Source organism: Mesorhizobium sp. M0598, from assembly GCF_040320865.1.
Classification (GTDB): domain Bacteria; phylum Pseudomonadota; class Alphaproteobacteria; order Rhizobiales; family Rhizobiaceae; genus Mesorhizobium.
Genome location: NZ_JAMYQL010000017.1, coordinates 38424 through 57386, shown reverse-complemented (window position 1 = coordinate 57386; position 18963 = coordinate 38424). Strand labels below are relative to the sequence as shown.

The window sequence follows — 18963 nt, the reverse complement described above, 5'->3', positions numbered from 1 at the left end:
TCTACGGTCGGTGAAACTTTCAGATGTGGTCGTCTCGGACGTCGAGCGCATCACGCAGCCCGTCACCGATGAAATTGAAACTGGTTACCGCGATGGTGATTGCAGCTCCGGGAATGATTGCCAGCCAAGGTGCGCTGCCCAGATATTGCTGGGCGCCATTGAGCATGTTGCCCCAGCTGGGCAGTGGCGGCTGGATCCCGTAGCCGAGGAAACTGATGTAGGCTTCCATGAGAATGGCGCGCGCGACCGTCAAGGTGGAAGCGACGATAATCGGCCCCATGGCGTTGGGCAGTATCTCGCGGAACATGATGTGGGTGCCGCTCAATCCCAGCATTCGCCCGGCTAGGACGAACTCGCGTTCGCGTAACGAGCGGACTTCCGCTTCGACTATGCGGGCAACCTCCATCCAACTGGTGAGGGAGATAATGAGGGTGATCATCACAGGACTGGGCTTCAGTGCGGCAGCCAGCGCCAGCAGCAGAAAGATCGATGGGAATGACAGGAATCCATCGACCGTGCGCATCAGCGTGGCCCCGACCCAGCCGCCGCGATAGCCGGCAATTACGCCGACCAGGGTGCCGATGAGTGTCGACAAAACCATGGCAAAGAAACCCACCAGCAGCGAGATTCGTCCCGCCATCAAAAGCCTTGCCGCCACGTCGCGGCCAAGCGGATCGGTACCTAGAAAGTGGTAGCCCGTCAGCGGAGGGGCAAAGCGGGCCCGCAGATCGATATACAGTGAGTCATAAGGCAGGAGATGGGGGCCGAGGACGCAAGCGAGGCTCAGGAAGATGATCATCGCCAGCCCGAGCAGCGCCAAGCGATGACGCATGAAACGACGTGCCGCGCGGTTGTTTCTCCATCGGCTTGGAGCTGCATTTGCGGTGAAAGCGGTCATATCGGCTGTCTCCTGTCGGGGAAGTTGCGCGCTCAAGCCAGACGAATGCGCGGATCGACAATAGCGACGACAATGTCGGCGATCAGGTTTCCAAGCAGAACGAGGATGGCGGAGAACATCAGCAGCCCCATCACAACCGGATAGTCGCTGTAACCAAGGCTATCGAGGAACAACCGTCCCATTCCTGGCCAGGTAAAGACGGTTTCGGTCACGAGCGCGCCAGTGAGGACACTGGGAAGCTGCATCCCGGCCAGGGTAATCATCGGCAAAAGTGCGTTGCCGACGACATGCTTCATCAGAATCCGGCGTTCACTCAACCCCTTGGCCCGAGCCGTCTTGACGAAGTCCTGGCTAATGGCATCGAGAGTGGCCGTCCGCATGTAGCGGCTCCAGATCGCGACATGGACCAGCGACAGCACGATACTTGGCAGGATCAGATGGTGGAGGTAGCCCAGGATTGAGGCGTCGCCGATCTCGGACATATTACCCGCAGGCAGCCAACCCAACTTCAGGGAAAAGACGTAGATGCCGACGAGTCCGAACCAGAAGGTGGGGACCGACAACGCAACCATGGCCCCGACAGTTGCAAGATAATCGAACAGCGAGTAGCGGCGCGTGGCGCCTCGGATACCAATCCAGGCGCCAATGGAGATCGCAATTGCGGTTGAGGACCCCATCAGCAGCAGCGTGGCAAAGAGATGGCTGCCGATCACCTCCAATACCGGCGCTCCGTCGCGAAAGGAGTGACCCCAGTCGCCCCGCACCAGCCGCCATGCCCAGTCCAGATATTGGATCCATATGGGTCGATCGAGGCCCAGCAGCCCCTTGAGACGCTCGATATCCTGCTGGGTCATTCCGGGATCGAGCCCGAATTGCGCCAGCGGGCCGCCGGGAAGGAGGTTCAGAATGCCGAAGCCGATGATCGAAACGATCACAAGCAGCACCAGGCTCTGCGAGAGGCGATTTAGCAGGAAGCCGCGCATTCGAGTCCCTCCATTGTGGGTTGATGATTTTAGTCTGTTGCCGCCGCCGCGGCGGAATCGGCGGGGCGGCGGCAACTGCGTGGATTAGGCCTTCCACTGCCAGGCTGCGGCATCCCACGACGCGGTGCGGGTGTTGGCGTTGGGCTCGAAGCCGTCCAACCCCTTCTTGCGCCCGAGGACGATTGTGTACGCGAACAGCGGCAGGAAGGGCAGATCATGGCGCACCACTTCCTGCACGCGATTATAGATCCCGCGTCGTTCTTCCGGATCGAAGCTGCGAGCGCCCTTTTCGAGCAGGGCATCGACCTCAGGGTTGGAATATTGCCCGGTGTTCGAACCGTGTCCGCCTTGAGCGGCGATTGCCTTCGTATGGAGCCGGTTTGTGGCGTCGGGGTCCGCGGCAATCAGATAGGTGACGCCCACCATGGCGGTGTCGAATTGCGACTTCAGCCAGAACTCGCCCCACATAACTGCAGCCGGCAAATTCGAGATCGTCATCTCGACGCCGATCTCGGCAAACGTCTGCTGCAGGAACTGCTGCGTCTGCTCGCGGAGGTTGTTGCCGGAAGTTGTCGAGTTGGAGAAGGACAGTCGCACCCCATCCTTGGCGCGGATTCCATCCGGCCCCGGCGCCCAGCCGGCCTCATCAAGGATTTGGCGCGCCCGGTCCAGATTGAACTCCTGAACCGGCAGGTTCGGGTCGTAGTAGTAGGACTCCTTCGGCATGAAGGTCTCGGTGAGAGTGCCCACGCCGTAATAGATCGTGTCGACGATCGCTTTCCTATCCAAGGCGGCGTAGAGCGCCTGGCGCACTGCCAACTCCTTGAACTGCGGGCGGCCCAAATTGAGGTAGATCGACTCCAGGGATGACCCGGTCTCAAGTGTCACCACGCGGTCTGCTAGTTCGCGGGCTTCAGTATAATGGTCGGCGGTGATGTACGACTGATCGACCAGGTCCACGTCGCCGCTCTTGAATTGCGTGTAGAGCACCGTCATGTCGGGGATGTATTTGAAGATGAGCTGCTCGACATAGGGGCCTTCGCCCGCGTACTCAGGATTGGCGACGAGCTCGATGTGATCACCTGCGACGCGCTGGCTCCATTTGAATGCGCCGGTGCCGACCGGCGCCTGGTTGAAGGCGGCTGTATTCGGATCGGCCTCTTTCTCCAGAATGTGCTTGGGCACGATGAACGTTTCGGCCAAGAACGAAAGATAGGGCGCAAAAGCCTCCTTCATCCGCCATGTGATCTCGGTTGGCGAAACCACTGTGATGTCCTGCACGAGCGAATGGCCGCTCGTGCGCCAAGCGCGAAACTTCGGGTTCGTGATGAGTTCAAGGGTGAATTTCACGTCCTCGGCCGTGAAGGGCTCACCATCGTGCCAGCGGGCATTGTCACGCAACCGGATGCGCCAGTTGAGACCGTCCTCCGAAATGCCGCCGTTCTTTTGGCTTGGCACCTCGGCTGCGAGGTTTGGATGTAGACCACCTTGGGGATCCATGCGGACCAGCGCGTCGAAAACCGAGAAATGGACCGCGTCATCGACTTCGATATGCGCCATCAGCGGATTGAACACGGTCGGCTCTTGGGAGAGGCCGACGATGACGCGACCGGCCGGGCCTGCAGGAGGGGTCTTGGCGAAGGCGGGCTTGCCCAACAGATTGGGCGCGATGAGGCCTGCAGCCCCACCTATCGCCATCAGTCGCAGCGCTTCGCGCCTCGAGTAGTTGGACGTAGTCGATGAATTTTTCGTCATGGTAGTTCCTCTCTTGTTATTTCTTATGCGTTTGCTGCTACTGGACGGGCATTGCCCGGCCGCTCTCCTGGAATTGCCGCTACCAGTTGGCGCGTGTAGGCTGCTTGCGGGTTCAGGAATATTTGCGAGGGCGGTCCGCGCTCGACGATCCGGCCCTTCTGCATCACCGCGATTTCGTCGCAGATCTGGCTGGCGACGCGCAGGTCGTGCGTGATGAAGACCATCGACACGCCCGTCTCGCGCTGGATCTGGTCCAGAAGCTGCAGGATCTGCGCCTGGATCGACACGTCGAGTGCGGAGACCGCCTCGTCGGCAATCAACAGCTTCGGCTTGAACATCAGCGCACGAGCGATGCCGATGCGCTGGCGTTGCCCACCCGAGAACTCGTGCGGGTAGCGGCCAAAAGCGCCGGCATCGAGACCGACATGGGCCAGAAGCGCACGCGCTTCATCGCGCGCTTGGACATAAGGCATCCCGTGCGCCATCGGGCCCACCGTCATGATGTGACCGACCGTCGAGCGTGGGTTCAGAGAAGCGAAGGGATCCTGGAAGATCATCTGGATCCGCGGTCGAAGCGGGCGGAACTTCGCTTCGGAAAGCTTGGCTATGTCACAGCCCTCGAACAAGATCCCGCCGCCGTCATTGTCCAGCAGCTTGATCAGCAGCCGGCCCAGCGACGATTTCCCCGAACCGCTCTCGCCTACGACCCCAAGCGTGCGGCCGGGCGCCAGTTCGAACGAAACCTCGTTGACCGCTGTCACAACTCGTTGCGCGCCGAACAGCGCGCTGCCGCCGCGATAGGTCTTCACCAGACCCTCAACCTTCAGGATCGGCTCCTTGCTGGCAGCCTCCGGACGAGGGCGATCTTCGCCGGTCAAATGCGGTACGGCAGCAATCAGGCGCTGGGTATAAGGGTGCTTGGGCGACTTCAGCACCTGTTCGGCGCTGCCCTGTTCGACGACATTGCCCTTTTCCATCACCACGACGCTGTCGGCGATCTCGGCCACCACGCCGAAATCGTGGGTGATGAACATCACGCTCATGCCCTTCCGCCGCTGAATGTCACGGATCAGTTGCAGGATCTGAGCCTGGGTGGTGACGTCGAGCGCGGTGGTTGGTTCATCCGCAATCAGCACCGTCGGCTCGAGCGCCAACGCCATGGCGATCATGACGCGCTGCCGCTGCCCGCCCGAAAGCCGGAAAGGGTACTGGTGATACATGAGTTCGGGATCTGGCAGGCCTACTTCAGTGAGCAGCTCGATAGCGCGGTTTCGACAGGTTTGTGGCGTGCCGAAGCCATGCGCGGCCATGACCTCGTCAATCTGCGCGCCCACCGTCATCAGGGGATTGAGCGCCGAGAGCGGGTCCTGAAAGATCATCGACACGACCCGTCCACGCAGGTTGCGCAGCTTGTCGGGCGACATGCCGATGATGTTCATCCCCTCCAGCTGGATTATTCCCGATGAGAGGCGGATCACCTTGGGCAGTAGCCCCATGATCGCGTTCGCCGTGACCGACTTACCCGATCCGGACTCGCCTATGATGCAGAGTATCTGGCCGCGTTTCAGATCGAAGGAAATGTCCTTGACAGCATGGGTCCGTTCCATGCCTTGCGGCAAATTCACCGTGAGGTCGCGCACCGAAAGCGCCACATCGTGGGGGGCTACAGCCTGGATGCTTGCGACCATCGAGATCACCTCCCCTTTCAACCGAGCGCGTCCACCCTGTTGCGGACCGCTTCATCGCCCTTTGAGCAGAAGCGCCTGACCGTAGCGGCCGCAGTCTGGCCTTCTCGGCGCTTCGCGCGCTGAGTCTGCGAGAGACGGGTTCTGCTCATCCTGGCGGTTCCCTTATGAAATCCGGTCCGTGTACCGGACTCTGTTCCCTTTTTTCTTGGAGAACTCTCCGAAGGGGCAAGCCCTGCCTGTCGGATGTCCTCTGGAGCCTGCCTACCATAAGGAAGGGTTGCTCCGTTCTTCCCGCCAGTTTGACTGTTCTGTTTCCGCAGAGTCTTCGAAACTTGGCCCTCGCGCGGCAGGAACTTCTGAAAAGAACATCCAGTTCGGCATTTCACTCTGTTCCCGTTTCGGCGCGGAAACCGGGATCAGGCAACCATATCCTTCATCCGGCAATACGCGCCCAAGAGGGATAGGACCAAGGCTTTCCGGTGTACATCGGCACATGTGCAGGTCATGCCGCCGAGCGGATTGGTGACCGTGCGGCCCATCACAATGTCGGCCAAGGCGCTGCCGATCAAGGTCGACAACTGCGCCGTGTGCCGCCCATACCGCAGATGACGCGACTGCATGAAGTGTACTCCTGCTTGGCTCGCAGCGAGCTTTTCGCACAATAATTGCCTGTCCTGGAGGCTGCTAAACGCAGGAAATTCCGTCCAGGCACAAACTCCGCAGCCTGCATTTGCGGGCGGCAGGTTAGGATGCTTCAAATTACCGGAGTCCCATCCATGCCCGCGCCGCTCATGCACATCGACTGCAGCCCTTCCCTCCCTCGCGAGGCGGAAGTCGTCGTCATCGGCGGCGGCGTGGTGGGCGTGTTCAGCGCATATTATCTGGCGCGCCGCGGCCTCAAGGTCGCCCTGGTCGAGAAGGGGCGTATCGCCGCCGAGCAGTCCAGCCGAAACTGGGGCTGGTGCCGCCAGCAGAACCGCGATGCGCGCGAGTTGCCAATGGCAACCAAGAGCCTCGATCTCTGGGAGAAGGTGGCACAGGAGACTGGTGAGGATACTGGATTTCGCCGCTGCGGGCTCCTCTATCTCTCACAAGACGAAAATGAGCTGGCAGGCTGGGCGAAGTGGCGCGATTTTGCGAGAACGGTCGGGATCACCACGCACATGCTGAGCGCGGAAGAAGCCACCGAACGGGGCAAAGCGACGGGCCGCAAATGGAAAGGTGGCGTGTTCTCGCCAACTGACGGAACGGCGGATCCTTCCAAGGCAGTGCCGGTTGCGGCGCGCGGCATCATGGCGGCGGGCGGCACCGTACATCAGCATTGCGCGGCGCGCGGGCTGGAATTGAGCGCCGGCCGGGTGAGCGCTGTGGTGACCGAAGCGGGCACCATCCATACAAAGACTGTTGTCATGGCCGGGGGCGCGTGGGCTTCTTCCTTCTGCAACCAGCTCGGTGTTCGTTTCCCGCAAGCTGCCGTGCGTTCGTCCATTCTGGCCGTGGCACCCGGCGCAAACAGCCTGACGGATGCCCTGCATACCACGCGCGTCTCTCTGACGCGGCGCAGCAACGGTGGATACGCGCTGGCGATCAGCGGGCGGGCGCGTGTCGATCCAACGCCGCAGCAGTTCAGGTTCAGCCGCGAGTTTGTACCTATGTTCGCCCGCCGCTGGCGCAATATCGCCCCGGGCGCCTTAGAGGGCTGGCGTCAAGGCCATGAAAGCCTGCGCAAATGGGCCCTCGACGAGATCACGCCAATGGAACGGAACCGCATTCTCGACCCGAAGCCCGACATGGGACAGATTCGGCTGACATATCGAAGAGCCTGCGAATTGATCCCCGAACTCCAACGCGTCGCGATCTCCGATGTGTGGGCGGGTTATATCGACAGTACACCCGATGGCATTCCCGCAGTCGGCGAAGTGGAGGGGATTCCGGGCTTCATCCTGGCGGCGGGATTCAGCGGTCACGGCTTCGGGATCGGCCCAGGCGCGGGGCATATGATCGCCGACATCATTACAGGCAGCGAGCCTATCGTCGATCCGCGTCCTTATAGGCCCGAGCGCCTGAAGACTGCTGCGTGGGGCAAGGTCGCTGAATTCTGAGAAGACCGTCTTGCCAACATACAATCGATCGCACACGAGATTGAGGTCACCAGGCGGCCAGCACCAAAAAACAGGGAAGTGACGATGCGCGAATATGAGATTGCCGCCATTCCGGCCGACGGGATCGGCCCAGAGGTGATTGCCGCAGGTCTCCAGGCGCTTGAGGCGCTGCAGCAGCGCTGCGGCGACTTCAAGCTGCGCCTCCAGCACTTCGACTGGGGCTCAGACTATTACAAGGTCCATGGTCGGATGATGCCCGAAGATGGGGTGGCGCAACTGAAGCGCTTCGACGCCATCTTCTTTGGCGCGGTGGGCGCCCCCGATCTGCCTGACGACATCACGCTCTGGGGCCTCCGGCTGCCGATCTGCCAAGGCTTTGATCAGTACGCCAACGTGCGGCCGACCAGGATATTGCCCGGGATTGTTTCGCCGCTGGCGGGCGTTGGCCCTGGCGATCTGGATTGGGTGATCGTACGGGAGAATTCCGAGGGCGAGTATTCGGGCCACGGCGGCCGCGCCCATCGCGGACTCCCCGAGGAAGTCGGAACCGAGGTCGCGATCTTCACGCGCGTCGGCGTCACCCGCATCATGCGATATGCATTCCGGCTGGCGCAGTCACGGCCGCGAAAGCTCCTGACAGTTGTTACGAAATCCAACGCGCAGCGCCACGGCATGGTAATGTGGGACGAAATCGCAGCCGAGGTGGCGCAGGAATTCCCGGACGTCGCGTGGGACAAGATGCTAGTCGATGCTATGACAGTGCGTATGACGTTGAAACCTCGGAGCCTCGATACGATCGTCGCCACCAATCTTCACGCCGACATATTGTCGGACCTTGCAGGCGCGCTCGCGGGCAGTCTCGGCGTTGCACCGACCGCCAACATTGATCCCGAGCGGCGCTATCCCTCGATGTTCGAGCCAATTCACGGCTCGGCATTCGACATCGCCGGCAAAGGTATTGCCAACCCGGTCGCCACCTTCTGGACCGCTGCCCAGATGCTCGAACATCTGGGCGAGAGCGCAGCGGCGGTGCGGTTGATGAGCGCTGTGGAAGCGGTGACGAGTGAAGGCGTGCTGACGCCGGACGTAGGAGGGACAGCGACCACGCAGGAGGTGACGGACGCCGTCTGTCGGGCGATCCGCGGTTCGAACCTGTGACAGGTTTCCAATGAAGCTCGACAGGATCGACATCAAGATCTTATCCCAACTGCAAAAGAACGGGCGGGTCACGAATGTCGAGCTTGCCGACCTGGTCAACCTTTCGCCGAGCCCTTGCCTGATGCGGGTGAAGAAGCTTCAGGCGGAAGGCTTCATCACCGGCTATTCCGCCCAGATCGATGTGTCCAAGCTCGGACAGACTCTAACGATCTTCACCGAAGTCACGCTCAAGCACCATCAACAGAACGACTTCGCGAGATTTCTCACCGCTATTCAGAAAGTCGATTCTGTCATCGAATGCCATCTGGTTTCAGGCGGCTACGACTATCTTGTGAAGTTTGTCACAGCGGGCATCAGCGAGTACCAGACAATCATGGAGCGGATGATCGAATTGGATATCGGAATCGACAAATATTTCAGCTTCGTCGTGCTGAAGTCACCGATCGTGAAATCCCATTTGCCTCTCGACATCATTTTCGACAAATGAAGCTGCTCCGCAGTCTTGGACCTGGAGAGCCGCGCGCCAGCATTCCCTCTTGCTGTTTTCGCTGCGCTTGTGCAACGGCATGCGATTCCACATACCGGCAAATGCTTGGCACTTGGCAGACGGCGGCATCACCTGAGGATTTGTTTCGGGGCCGCTAAAGCGCGTCGCGTTCGACCGGCCTCATGCGACGCGCTTTAGGTTCTTGTTTTGATGCATGTCGTTATCGCAAAACCGCTGCACACTTTTTCGCGACATGCATTAGGCGTCTACCGCATTGACCGAGGTCGCTTCGGCGATGCCAATGATCATCCCTGCATCGCTGACCGCACGTCCTTGTCTTCGAGCGTTTGATCCAGCGTCATTCGGGTACGTTCGAGGATTCCATCAATATCGTCCTCGGTGCAGCAGAGCGGCGGCGCAAAGCCGAGGATGCCGCTGTTGAAGGCGCGGATGACAAGGCCGTTCGCCCACGCGCGCTCGAAGATGCGGCGCCCCGGATCGGCCGCCGCCGGCAGCGGCGTTTTGCGCTCCTTGTCGGTGACCAACTCGATTGCTGCCAGCATACCGCGACCGCGGATGTCGCCAACCAGCGGGTGGTCGGCGAGCGAGCGAAGGCCTTGCATCAGGCGCTTCCCGGCCTTGCGCCCATTCTCGAGCAAGCCATCTTCATAGAGACGCAGGCATTCGAGCCCAACTGCCGCGCTCACGGGATGGGCCGAATAAGTATAGCCATGGCCGACGGCCGCTTTGCCGGCTCCGTCCGCGATCGTATTGTACACGTGGTCCGACATGAAGACGGCGCCCATCGGCACGTAGCCCGAGGTCAGTCCCTTCGCTGTGGTTATGAAATCCGGCACGACGTCGTCTTCCTCACACGCGAAGAGCGGGCCGGTACGGCCAAAGGCAGTGATAACTTCGTCGGCAACGAACAGAATGTCGTGTTCCTTGCACACGGCGTGCAGAGCCTTCAGCCAACCTGTCGGTGGAACGAGGACACCGCCCGAACCCTGGATGGGTTCGGCGTAGAAAGCTGCAACCCGGCCGGCGCCGAGTTCCGCGATTTTGGCCCGCAGGGCCGCGACCGATGCATCGATGATCGACTGCGGGTCAGAACCGACCGGATTGCGATAGGCGTAGTGCGAGGGAATCTTGTGCTGCCAGTCGTATGGCACACCGAAACCAGCATGGAAAGCCGCGATCGCTGTCAGACCTGACCCTGCCGTCGAGGATCCATGGTAGCCATACTCAACCGAGATGAACTGGTCTTTTTGCGGCGTACCCTTGGCATGGTAGTAATAGCGAATAAAGCGGATCGTACTGTCGACTGCGTCGGAGCCGCCAAGCGTGAAATAGACATGGTTCAAATCGCCGGGCGCCAGTTCGGCAAGCCTGGCGGCAAGGCGAATGGCAGGCTCGGATCCCAGCCCGAAATATCCCGTCGCATAGGGAAGCTCCCTTAGCTGCTTTGCGGCTGCTTCAACGACGCTTTCCTGGCCGTATCCGATGTTGACACACCATAGACCGGCGAATCCGTCCAGCAGGGTTTTCCCGCTTGCATCGGTCACGGTTGCGCCTTTGGCGGATTTGAGCACCCGCACGCCCGTGTCCTCGTGGCCCCGATAGCATGAAAACGGGTGAACCAGATGTGCGCGATCGAGTTCGATCAGTGAGTTTGCCAGCATTTCTTCCTCCGATTCAGCGCAGTGCCTGACTTACGAGAGCATTAAGTCCGGTGTGGTGTGGTTTCGTCCTTCAGCTCGTTTTCCAGCGTGATCTGCTGCGCGGTCATGGTTCATTCCGGGCCTGAATTCTCTAGGCCCAAGATAGGCTGCTGCGGACAGCAGTTCTTCCCGACCAGAACCTGAGCGATAGGCGTTTTGACTTTGCTTTGCCGCCGGCGCCGCATTTTATGCCGACGCACGGCTGAAGGATCGCGCTCCCGCCGAAGCCCGAAACGAACTCAGGCGCAACTCTCTGCCAAAGCTCTCACCCAATACAAAACAATCTGCTTCAGGGCGCATCGAATGCGGCGACTAGCCTTCTCCGGTCCTCATTATGATCCTTGCTGTAAAAGGCACGCAGTGCCGACAGGATCGGAAGGATCGACGCCCATGACCCAGTTCAGACCGAAATACATCACCTTCGACTGCTATGGCACGCTGACCAACTTCGACATGGCCGGCGCGGCGAGACGCATATACGGCGCGCAGCTCTCCCCAGCTGGGATGGCGCAGTTCATCAAGGATTTCTCGGCCTGTCGCCTCGATGAGGTCCTTGGCGCCTGGAAGCCCTATGTCGAGGTCGTGCACAGTGCCGTGGAACGGACCTGCAAGCGCAACGGCGTCGCATTCCGGCCCGAGGATGCCCAGCGCATCTATGCGGAATTGCCGACATGGGGTCCGCACCCGGATGTCCCGGTGGGCCTGGCCAAGGTGGCCAAGGAGATTCCGCTGGTGATCCTGTCGAACTCCATGAAGAGCCTGATCATGTCGAACGTGGAGAAACTCGGCGCGCCCTTTCACATGGTCATCACGGCCGAAGAGACGGGCGCCTACAAGCCGCAGATGAAGGGCTTCGAATATATGTTCGACAAACTAGGCTGCGGCCCGGAGGACATTACGCACGTGTCGTCCTCATTTCGCTACGATCTCATGACCGCCTATGATCTCGGTATCAAGAGCAAGGTCTGGGTGAACCGCGGCCACGAGCCTGCGAACCCCTTCTACGAATATACCGAAATCAAGGATATCGGCGGTCTGGCCGGCGCCGTCGGACTGGAGCCCGTTCGGGAATTCGCCTGAACGTCTGTTTGCTGGCGCAGTCACACCAGACTGAGGCGCTCCCAAAACGTTAATGCTCACTGGTCGCAATAGAGAAAGGGGCGGTTTTCACCGCCCCTTTCTTGTGGTTCCAACGCTTTAGGGCTGCAAGTGTTTCCACCTGCGTGCAAGATAACTAGTTAAGCCCGCCAACATGAAGCGCCTTGACCTCGAGATATTCCTCGATGCCGAGCTGCGATCCTTCGCGCCCCACTCCCGACTGCTTGACACCGCCGAAAGGCGCAACCTCGGTCGAGATCATGCCTGTGTTGAGCCCGACCATACCGAACTCCAGCGCCTCGGCAACACGCCATGAGCGCTTGAGGTTGTCGGTGTAGAAGTAGGCGGCAAGGCCGAACGGCGTACCGTTCGCAATGGCGATGGCCTCTTCCTCCGTCTCGAAGCGAAAAAGCGGCGCCACCGGACCGAACGTCTCTTCCGATGCCAGGAGCATCCCCGTAGTAGCTTCTCCCAGCACGACGGGCCGTGCATATTGCTTACCCTCCGGCATCGTCTCGCTTTGGGCGATGATCTGCGCACCTTTCGCCCGTGCATCCGCGATGTGACGCTCGATCTTGTCGATCGCGGCCGCGTTGATCATCGGGCCGATCTCAGTGCCCTCGTCGGTCCCTGCGCCAACCTTCATCCGCGTGACGCGCTGGCTCAGCTTTTCGGCGAAAGCATCGTAAACGCCTTCCTGCACGAGAATCCGGTTCGCGCAGACGCAGGTTTGACCGCCATTGCGGAACTTGGATGCGATCACCCCTTCAACTGCCTTATCCAGATCGGCGTCGTCAAAGACGATAAAGGGTGCGTTGCCGCCAAGCTCCAGGCTCAGCCGCTTGATGCTATCGGCCGCGCCACGCATGAGTAGCGCACCGACGCGGGTCGAACCGGTGAACGAGATCTTGCGCACCGTCTGATTGGCCATCAGTTCGTTGCCGATTTCGATGGGCATGCCCGTCACAATGTTGATCACGCCTGCAGGGATACCTGCCCGTTCCGCCAGAACGCCGAGCGCCAGCGCCGAGAATGGCGTCAATTCCGACGGCTTGATGACAACCGTACAACCTGCGGCCAGCGCCGGTGCTACTTTGCGTGCGATCATCGCATTGGGGAAATTCCACGGCGTGATGATGGCGCAGACGCCGACGGGTTCTTTCAGCACCAGAATGCGGCGATCGGCCGTGGGTGACGGAATGGTCGAGCCACCGATCCGGCGCGCCTCCTCCGCAAACCATTTCACAAAAGATGCGCCGTAGCGGATTTCCGCCACCGCCTCGGCAAGCGGCTTGCCCTGTTCCAGCGTAAGCAGGAGCGCGAGATCCTGTTCGTGCTGACGAATGAGGTCGTGCCAGCGCTCCAGAAGTCCTGCACGCTCGGCATGGGTCTTCTTCTTCCAGCTTTTGAAGGCCTCAGCCGCGGCGCCGATTGCGGCTCTCGTCTCGTTCTCCCCCATTGCGGGAACGGTGCCGAGAACACTTTGGCTGGCAGGGTCAATGACATCGACCACGCCCTTCGTTTCGCCATCCCGCCAGACACCGCCAATCAGCGCCTGCTGGCGGAAAAGGTCGGAATCGTTGAACATGCCAATCTTCGTCATCGCATTCATGGTCTTTCCTCTGCTTTTTCAGATCAATCCTGCCAGCACGGCCTGCGTGATTGTTTCAGTCCTGTCCTTGCCTGCGATCGTGCCAATCCCTCGCGCGGTTGCGGACTCGATTGCCGACATCACTTCGGCCGCAGTCTGCCCCTCACCCAGATGCTCGAGCATCATCGCACCGGACCAGATCGCGGCGATCGGATTGGCGACACCGAGATGCGCGATGTCGGGCGCCGAACCATGGACCGGCTCGAACATGGAAGGCGCGCTGCGATCGGGATTGATATTGGCGGAGGCGGCGTAACCCAGCCCGCCCTGAATTGCCGCTCCAATATCCGTGAGGATGTCGCCGAAAAGGTTCGATGCGACGATTACGTCGAGGCTTTCCGGCGCCAGGACCATACGGGCGGCAATGGCGTCGATGTGGTAGTGCGAGACCTCCACATCGGCATAGTCTTTCGCCACCTCGCGCGTGACCTCATCCCAGAAAACCATGGAGTGTTTTTGCGCGTTGGATTTGGTGACAGATGCGAGCTTCCTGCGACGCGCCCGCGCCTGTTCGAAACCGAAACGGATGATCCGTTCGACACCCGTACGCGTGAAAATCGCGGTCTCTACCGCGACCTCATCGGCCGTGCCGGAATGAACGCGCCCACCGGCGCCGGAATATTCGCCTTCCGTATTCTCGCGGATGCACAGGATATCGAAACCATCGGAGCGGAGGGGCCCCTGAACGCCCGGCAACAGCCGGTGCGGTCGTATGTTGGCGTACTGCGAGAACCCTTTCCGGATCGGCAGGAGCAGTCCGTGAAGCGATACTGAGTCGGGCACTTCCGCGGACCAGCCCACAGCGCCGAGATAGATCGCATCGAATTTTCGAAGTGTCTCGATGCCGTCTGACGGCATCATTGCACCGGTCTCCAGGTAGTAGGCGCACGACCACGGGAATCTTGTGTCATCAAGGGCGAAACCGCCCTGCTTAGCCGCCGCCTGCAGCACCTGCCATGCCGCCTGCGTCACGTCCTTGCCGATGCCGTCGCCGGGGATCAGCGCTATCTTGTAGGTCTTCATTGATGGAGGTCCTCATTCGCACTGGCGTCACCGGAACAGTAGTCGACCGCCCGCCGCATTTTCCGTCGAGGTTGAGCTCTCCGACGGCGTCGAATCGCGTCAGGCGGAACCTGGAAAGCCGATTGTTCTGGAACCGCCGCGCGCTATTCGGCCGGACCTTGAGCACTGAACTCAGTCATAAACGCAGACGTAGATTTTGCGCACGGTCTCGATAGTGCGCCAGACGCCGACGAAACCAGGCTTCATCACGAAACTGTCGCCGGCGCGGTAGGTCTTGGTCTCACCGCCCTTCTCCTCGATTTCGACGAGACCCGAAACGATGTGGCAGAACTCGTAGATCGTGCCCTTGATCGAATGCGTCTCGCCGGGCGTCGCCTCCCAGACACCGGTGAGCACCTTTTCTCCCTTCGAGGCATCCTGCGCCCAGGTCTTGAAGGATGGATTGCCGGAAATGAGCCGCTCCGGAGCCGGTAGTGCCTCCTTCGGCGCGAAGTCTGGAACTGTGTCGATCGTGATCAGAAGTGACATGTGATGTTTCCTGGTTAGTAGCCGAGTGTCCGATCGACGAGGCCGATCAGTTCTTCTCCGGCGCGGTGGCGCCGGATGTTGTCAACGACGGATTGTGCCGCCGTATGCGGTTGCGTCACCGAGGCGATGTGCGGCGTTATCATCACCTTCGGATGCGACCACAGCGGATGGTCTTCCGGGAGCGGTTCTGGATCGGTGACATCAAGCATCGCCGCAAATACGTGACCGGTGTCGAGCGCGTTGATCAGCGCGGCCTGGTCCAGTTGCGGACCCCTGCCGACATGCAGCAGCTGCGCCCCGACGGGCAGTAAGTCGAAGAACTCTGCATCGAGCATGCCGTGCGTTTGTTCCGTGAGCGGAAGCAGGCAGACGAGAATATCCGTTTGCTTCAAAAAGCCCGCGAGTTGGTCCGTGCCGTGAAAACAGGCGACGTCCTCTATCCGCTTTTCGCTGCGGCCCCACCCGGCAAGCGGAAACTGGAAGGGCTTCAAGCGCTCGATAGCCGCCTGGGCCAGCATGCCAAGGCCGAGGAAGCCAACCCGGCGTTCGGCCGCCTGTCGAGCGGCAATCGGTTGCCAGAGGCATCTTTTCTGCTGCTCAAGATAGGCGGGCATCTCGCGGTGGAGAGTCAACACGCCGAGCGCGACGTATTCCTGCATCATGCGTATGATGCCGTCCTCGACCATGCGCACAAGCTTCACATGGCTTGGCACCACGTCCTGCTTGAACTGGTCGACGCCCGCGCCGATGCAAAACAGCACTTCCAGATTGCGGTAGCGCGAGATCTCGTCCGGCACCGTCCAGGTGATGAGATAGCGCACCTTCTCCGGCTCCATCTCGTCCCCGGAATGGACGAATTCCAGATCTGGGAGCTGGCGCGCAAAGATCTCGCGGAAGACCGCAGCACGCGCCGCATCGGAATTGAAAAGAAACGCCATGGTGACCGCCCTTCCTTCAGGCCGCAAGACGCGCGCCGAGCCCCTCGATCATCTTCCGGCAAGCGGCGAGTTCACCAATCTCGATATATTCGTCGGGACGATGGGCACGGTCGATGTCGCCGGGTCCGCAAACGACCGCATCGATGCCGGCCTGCTGATAAAGTCCGGCCTCCGTGCCGTAACTCACAGCTGTCAGCGGCTCCTGCCCCGTCAGCTCCGTCAGAACGGCCGCTAGCTCGCTCCCGTTGCCGGGCGCAAGGGCGGGATAGGTGCTCAACTCATGCCACGCCACATCGAAGCCGCTGTCTCGCAGAGCGAAAAGCCGGGCCTTGACCGGCTCAAGCAGGGAGGCTGGAGAAACGCCGGGCACGGCGCGCGCCTCGATATCGGCTGTGCAGTGGCCAGCGATGATGTTGACCGCCTGTCCACCGGCGATGACGCCCACCTGCAAGGAAGAATACGGGGGCTCGAAATTTTGATCGAGCGGCCCGTCGGCGAGGGATTGGCCGTAGGCCACGGCGTGCGCGATGACGCCGGCCATGGCGTGCACGGCGTTGAGTCCGAGATCGGGGCGTGAGGAATGGCCGGATCGCCCGATCACCTCGAGCCGCGCGGCAGCCTTCCCCTTGTGCGCGCGCACGGGCTGCATCCGGCTCGGCTCGCCGACAATCGCGCCAAGCGGCCTCTCGCATAAGCTCGGCAACGCGGCTAGGAGATGCGGCACACCACGGCACCCAGCCTCTTCGTCATATGAGAATGCGAGATGAACTGGCTGCCGCAGGTTCATCGCCGCAAGTCCTGGGAGCGCCGCCAATGCGCAGGCGAGGAAGCCCTTCATGTCGGAGGTGCCGCGGCCGTAAAGCCTGCCGCCCTCGCGGCGCAGAACGAAGGGGTCCGAGCTCCATTCCGGCTCGCTGGCCGGGACGACATCCATATGCCCGGAGATGATGTAGCCCCGACCCTGGCGCGGGCCGATCGTGAGGAAAAGGTTGGACCGGTCACCCTCGGGGCCGGGGAGGACCGTCACCTCGGCTCGGGCCGCCTGACAGTAGTCGCGGATCCAATCGACGATCGCGCCGTTTGGCGTGCCCACAACAGAGGGAAATGCAACCAGGGTCGCGAGGATTTCTTCCACGTTCATGGCGGTCCGCTCTGCTTGCACACTATCACCGGGTGCAACCAGCCTATCCGCAGGCAGCAGTGTTCCCTGCCGAATTGCGTCGTGCTTTGGCCGAAGATTGCGAAAAAGCACCTCGAACCAGCGAAACCTGCTGGCTTTCCCGTATAATGCTGCGGCAAAAGAGGTATGTCGCGACATGGCGATCGATGACAGGATCAACACCGCGTGCCTTGCGCATTCGTTGAAGGAGCGGATCGATTGAGATGCAGAGATCAGTACGCCTGAAATCCTTCGAACTGGTCGCGCGGGACATTGATGATGTCGACGTCAAGCTGCTGCACGCGCTGTCGATCTCAGTCCGCTGGCCTCACCGGCCGAAGGATTGGGACTTTCTGCGCCGTGCCGGACGCGGCATTGTTGCCGTTGATGGTATTGGACGCGTTTTCGGGAGCGCGATGTGGTTTCCCCACGGGGACGACTTTGCCACCATTGGCCTGGTGATCACAACGCCACGCACACAAGCGCAAGGAGGCGGCCGATGGCTCATGGACCTAGTCCTTGAGCAGTGCGGCGATCGCAATTTGGCGCTCAACGCGACCCATGCTGCCTACCCCCTCTACGTTTCACTCGGCTTCACGACCGAGGCGATCGTATATCAGCGCCAGGGGGAGGTCCCACAAACACTCCCGGCTATGCCGGCCTTGAACGGTGAATTGCAGGCGCTGTCGAGCGACAGGCTTAAGGACATCACGCCGCTGGATACGCGCGCGTTAGGGATAAACCGCGAGAGGCTGCTCGCGTTGCTCGCAGTGGATGCCTCAATCTGCACTTTGAGCCGCGGCGGCGAAATCGTCGGCTATTCCATGTGTCGCGAGTTCGGTCGTGGTCACGTGATCGGCCCCATGGTCGCGCGAAACGATCTCGACGCGGTCCATCTTACAGCCCTGCATCTGAAGGAACTGGCAGGACGATTCGCCCGCGTCGACACCCGCGAGAAGGATGGCGTGTTTGCCGCGTTTCTCCAGCAGAGCGGCCTCGGCATTGCCGAGACCGTTACGACCATGTCCAAAGGGCGCCGCTTCCTGAACCGGCAAGACAATGGGCCTTGGGTCTATGGATTGGCCGGCCACGCCTTGAGCTGAATGCAAGCATACTGTCGCCTTCAACCAGCCGTCAGAGAATCAATGAGCCCGGGCTGATCTGGAAGTGTGGACCGAGGCGCCCGATCGAGATGTTGCGGGCGGGTCTATTTGTTCGACAGCGTCGAGCACGCGCAAGCGTATACCGAGAAACATTCCGCGCACCTGAACTGTTTCGGTATCGCCGACATCGGCGTTCGCTCGTACGCTGTCAACGAACGGCTGTCGATGGCCACCCGTGGACGATGAGCCGATATTGATATGTAATAATTTGGTGGGCCCGGAGGATGTGCCGAAAGCGTTGATTTGTTGGGTTTTGGAGGCCACAATCAGAAAGCTTCCCGTATTGTTCCGCACGATCCCGCAGCTGATTATGGTCAGCCGTCTTTGCTATGGATCAATGAATGCCCAGTTCATACCGGTAGGCTTGCGGGGATCAGCCGAACAGTTGCCTGGAAGAGAGAGAGAGAGAGAGAGAGAGAGAGAGAGTGTGTGTGTGTGGGGGGCACAGGCGAGGACGACTACCCATTGGCCAACGTCACTGACTGACAGGAAAACATAGCGGATGTCTGGTTCTTCTGTCGAATTGACAGTGCGGTGATCGAAAGCGGAACTTGGCAGGACACCAGCGTTAGCTTGCCTTGAAGCAGCCGTGGTTTAGTAGCCGACAGGAA

Annotated in this window: 17 protein-coding genes; 6 read left to right on the top strand and 11 right to left on the bottom strand. The window is 60.6% G+C overall.

Annotated features, from left to right (window positions below; genetic code table 11):
* Nucleotides 1-19 precede the first annotated feature (19 nt).
* The 5 genes from NKI59_RS20790 to NKI59_RS20770 form a co-directional block, all read right to left on the bottom strand.
* Nucleotides 20-898: an ABC transporter permease gene (locus NKI59_RS20790; RefSeq protein ID WP_352622921.1), complete on the bottom strand. Its 879-nt coding sequence runs from the start codon at nt 896-898 to the stop codon at nt 20-22.
* Nucleotides 899-930: 32 nt separating this feature from the next.
* A complete protein-coding gene (locus NKI59_RS20785) occupies nt 931-1881 on the bottom strand; it encodes an ABC transporter permease (protein WP_023678808.1) in 951 nt (316 codons plus the stop codon).
* Nucleotides 1882-1965: 84 nt separating this feature from the next.
* Nucleotides 1966-3636: a peptide ABC transporter substrate-binding protein gene (locus NKI59_RS20780; RefSeq protein ID WP_352450650.1), complete on the bottom strand. Its 1671-nt coding sequence runs from the start codon at nt 3634-3636 to the stop codon at nt 1966-1968.
* 23 nt (nt 3637-3659) lie between these two features.
* Nucleotides 3660-5324: an ABC transporter ATP-binding protein gene (locus NKI59_RS20775; RefSeq protein WP_352706477.1), complete on the bottom strand. Its 1665-nt coding sequence runs from the start codon at nt 5322-5324 to the stop codon at nt 3660-3662.
* A 416-nt stretch (nt 5325-5740) separates the two neighbouring features.
* Nucleotides 5741-5944 (bottom strand): hypothetical protein, encoded by a 204-nt coding sequence (locus tag NKI59_RS20770; RefSeq protein WP_352622923.1) that lies wholly within the window; start codon nt 5942-5944, stop codon nt 5741-5743.
* Nucleotides 5945-6100: 156 nt separating this feature from the next.
* On the opposite strand from NKI59_RS20770, the gene NKI59_RS20765 reads away from it, so the two are divergent.
* The 3 genes from NKI59_RS20765 to NKI59_RS20755 all read left to right on the top strand — a co-directional run bounded on the left by NKI59_RS20765 (nt 6101) and on the right by NKI59_RS20755 (nt 9071).
* A complete protein-coding gene (locus tag NKI59_RS20765; RefSeq protein ID WP_352640987.1) occupies nt 6101-7426 on the top strand; it encodes an NAD(P)/FAD-dependent oxidoreductase in 1326 nt (441 codons plus the stop codon).
* 84 nt (nt 7427-7510) lie between these two features.
* A complete protein-coding gene (locus NKI59_RS20760) occupies nt 7511-8584 on the top strand; it encodes a tartrate dehydrogenase (protein WP_352593981.1) in 1074 nt (357 codons plus the stop codon).
* 10 nt (nt 8585-8594) lie between these two features.
* Nucleotides 8595-9071, top strand: a complete 477-nt coding sequence (locus NKI59_RS20755) for an Lrp/AsnC family transcriptional regulator (RefSeq protein WP_023678802.1) — start codon at nt 8595-8597, stop codon at nt 9069-9071.
* 305 nt (nt 9072-9376) lie between these two features.
* On the opposite strand, the gene NKI59_RS20750 is transcribed toward NKI59_RS20755, so the two are convergent.
* On the bottom strand, nt 9377-10753 hold the full coding sequence (locus NKI59_RS20750) for an aspartate aminotransferase family protein (protein ID WP_352638017.1): 1377 nt from the start codon (nt 10751-10753) through the stop codon (nt 9377-9379).
* 429 nt (nt 10754-11182) lie between these two features.
* On the opposite strand from NKI59_RS20750, the gene NKI59_RS20745 reads away from it, so the two are divergent.
* The gene (locus NKI59_RS20745; RefSeq protein ID WP_352706474.1) at nt 11183-11872 is read left to right on the top strand and encodes a haloacid dehalogenase type II; all 690 of its coding nucleotides are present in this window, start codon (nt 11183-11185) and stop codon (nt 11870-11872) included.
* A 154-nt stretch (nt 11873-12026) separates the two neighbouring features.
* Here NKI59_RS20745 and NKI59_RS20740 read toward each other — a convergent pair whose 3' ends face one another.
* From NKI59_RS20740 to argE, 5 genes are all read right to left on the bottom strand, one after another.
* On the bottom strand, nt 12027-13502 hold the full coding sequence (locus tag NKI59_RS20740) for an NAD-dependent succinate-semialdehyde dehydrogenase (protein WP_352706471.1): 1476 nt from the start codon (nt 13500-13502) through the stop codon (nt 12027-12029).
* 18 nt (nt 13503-13520) lie between these two features.
* Entirely contained in the window at nt 13521-14564 is a 1044-nt protein-coding gene (locus NKI59_RS20735; protein WP_352593976.1) for a tartrate dehydrogenase, read from the bottom strand.
* Nucleotides 14565-14735: 171 nt separating this feature from the next.
* Nucleotides 14736-15092: a cupin domain-containing protein gene (locus tag NKI59_RS20730; RefSeq protein ID WP_023678793.1), complete on the bottom strand. Its 357-nt coding sequence runs from the start codon at nt 15090-15092 to the stop codon at nt 14736-14738.
* Between the two features lie 14 nt (nt 15093-15106).
* Nucleotides 15107-16030 carry a 2-hydroxyacid dehydrogenase gene (locus NKI59_RS20725; protein WP_352593975.1) on the bottom strand — a complete coding sequence of 308 codons (924 nt, stop codon included), beginning with the start codon at nt 16028-16030 and terminating at the stop codon, nt 15107-15109.
* Between the two features lie 16 nt (nt 16031-16046).
* Nucleotides 16047-17171, bottom strand: coding sequence for an acetylornithine deacetylase (gene argE / locus NKI59_RS20720; RefSeq protein WP_352706469.1), 1125 nt, complete (start codon nt 17169-17171; stop codon nt 16047-16049).
* Between the two features lie 242 nt (nt 17172-17413).
* Here argE and NKI59_RS20715 point away from each other — a divergent pair, with 242 nt between their 5' ends.
* Together NKI59_RS20715 and NKI59_RS20710 are read left to right on the top strand one after the other, a co-directional pair.
* Nucleotides 17414-18292, top strand: coding sequence for a GNAT family N-acetyltransferase (locus tag NKI59_RS20715; protein ID WP_352593973.1), 879 nt, complete (start codon nt 17414-17416; stop codon nt 18290-18292).
* 66 nt (nt 18293-18358) lie between these two features.
* Nucleotides 18359-18538, top strand: a complete 180-nt coding sequence (locus NKI59_RS20710) for a YdhR family protein (protein WP_352706467.1) — start codon at nt 18359-18361, stop codon at nt 18536-18538.
* Nucleotides 18539-18963: the final 425 nt, after the last annotated feature.

Bases quoted from the DNA above. Each gene is read 5' to 3' on its own strand.
- NKI59_RS20715 (WP_352593973.1), top strand. From the start codon at position 17,414: ATGCAGAGATCAGTACGCCTGAAATCCTTCGAACTGGTCGCGCGGGAC.
- NKI59_RS20790 (WP_352622921.1), bottom strand. From the start codon at position 898: ATGACCGCTTTCACCGCAAATGCAGCTCCAAGCCGATGGAGAAACAAC.
- NKI59_RS20760 (WP_352593981.1), top strand. From the start codon at position 7,511: ATGCGCGAATATGAGATTGCCGCCATTCCGGCCGACGGGATCGGCCCA.
- NKI59_RS20775 (WP_352706477.1), bottom strand. From the start codon at position 5,324: ATGGTCGCAAGCATCCAGGCTGTAGCCCCCCACGATGTGGCGCTTTCG.
- NKI59_RS20780 (WP_352450650.1), bottom strand. From the start codon at position 3,636: ATGACGAAAAATTCATCGACTACGTCCAACTACTCGAGGCGCGAAGCG.
- NKI59_RS20785 (WP_023678808.1), bottom strand. From the start codon at position 1,881: ATGCGCGGCTTCCTGCTAAATCGCCTCTCGCAGAGCCTGGTGCTGCTT.
- argE (WP_352706469.1), bottom strand. From the start codon at position 17,171: ATGAACGTGGAAGAAATCCTCGCGACCCTGGTTGCATTTCCCTCTGTT.
- NKI59_RS20770 (WP_352622923.1), bottom strand. From the start codon at position 5,944: ATGCAGTCGCGTCATCTGCGGTATGGGCGGCACACGGCGCAGTTGTCG.
- NKI59_RS20750 (WP_352638017.1), bottom strand. From the start codon at position 10,753: ATGCTGGCAAACTCACTGATCGAACTCGATCGCGCACATCTGGTTCAC.
- NKI59_RS20725 (WP_352593975.1), bottom strand. From the start codon at position 16,030: ATGGCGTTTCTTTTCAATTCCGATGCGGCGCGTGCTGCGGTCTTCCGC.
- NKI59_RS20730 (WP_023678793.1), bottom strand. From the start codon at position 15,092: ATGTCACTTCTGATCACGATCGACACAGTTCCAGACTTCGCGCCGAAG.
- NKI59_RS20765 (WP_352640987.1), top strand. From the start codon at position 6,101: ATGCCCGCGCCGCTCATGCACATCGACTGCAGCCCTTCCCTCCCTCGC.
- NKI59_RS20745 (WP_352706474.1), top strand. From the start codon at position 11,183: ATGACCCAGTTCAGACCGAAATACATCACCTTCGACTGCTATGGCACG.
- NKI59_RS20735 (WP_352593976.1), bottom strand. From the start codon at position 14,564: ATGAAGACCTACAAGATAGCGCTGATCCCCGGCGACGGCATCGGCAAG.
- NKI59_RS20755 (WP_023678802.1), top strand. From the start codon at position 8,595: ATGAAGCTCGACAGGATCGACATCAAGATCTTATCCCAACTGCAAAAG.
- NKI59_RS20740 (WP_352706471.1), bottom strand. From the start codon at position 13,502: ATGAATGCGATGACGAAGATTGGCATGTTCAACGATTCCGACCTTTTC.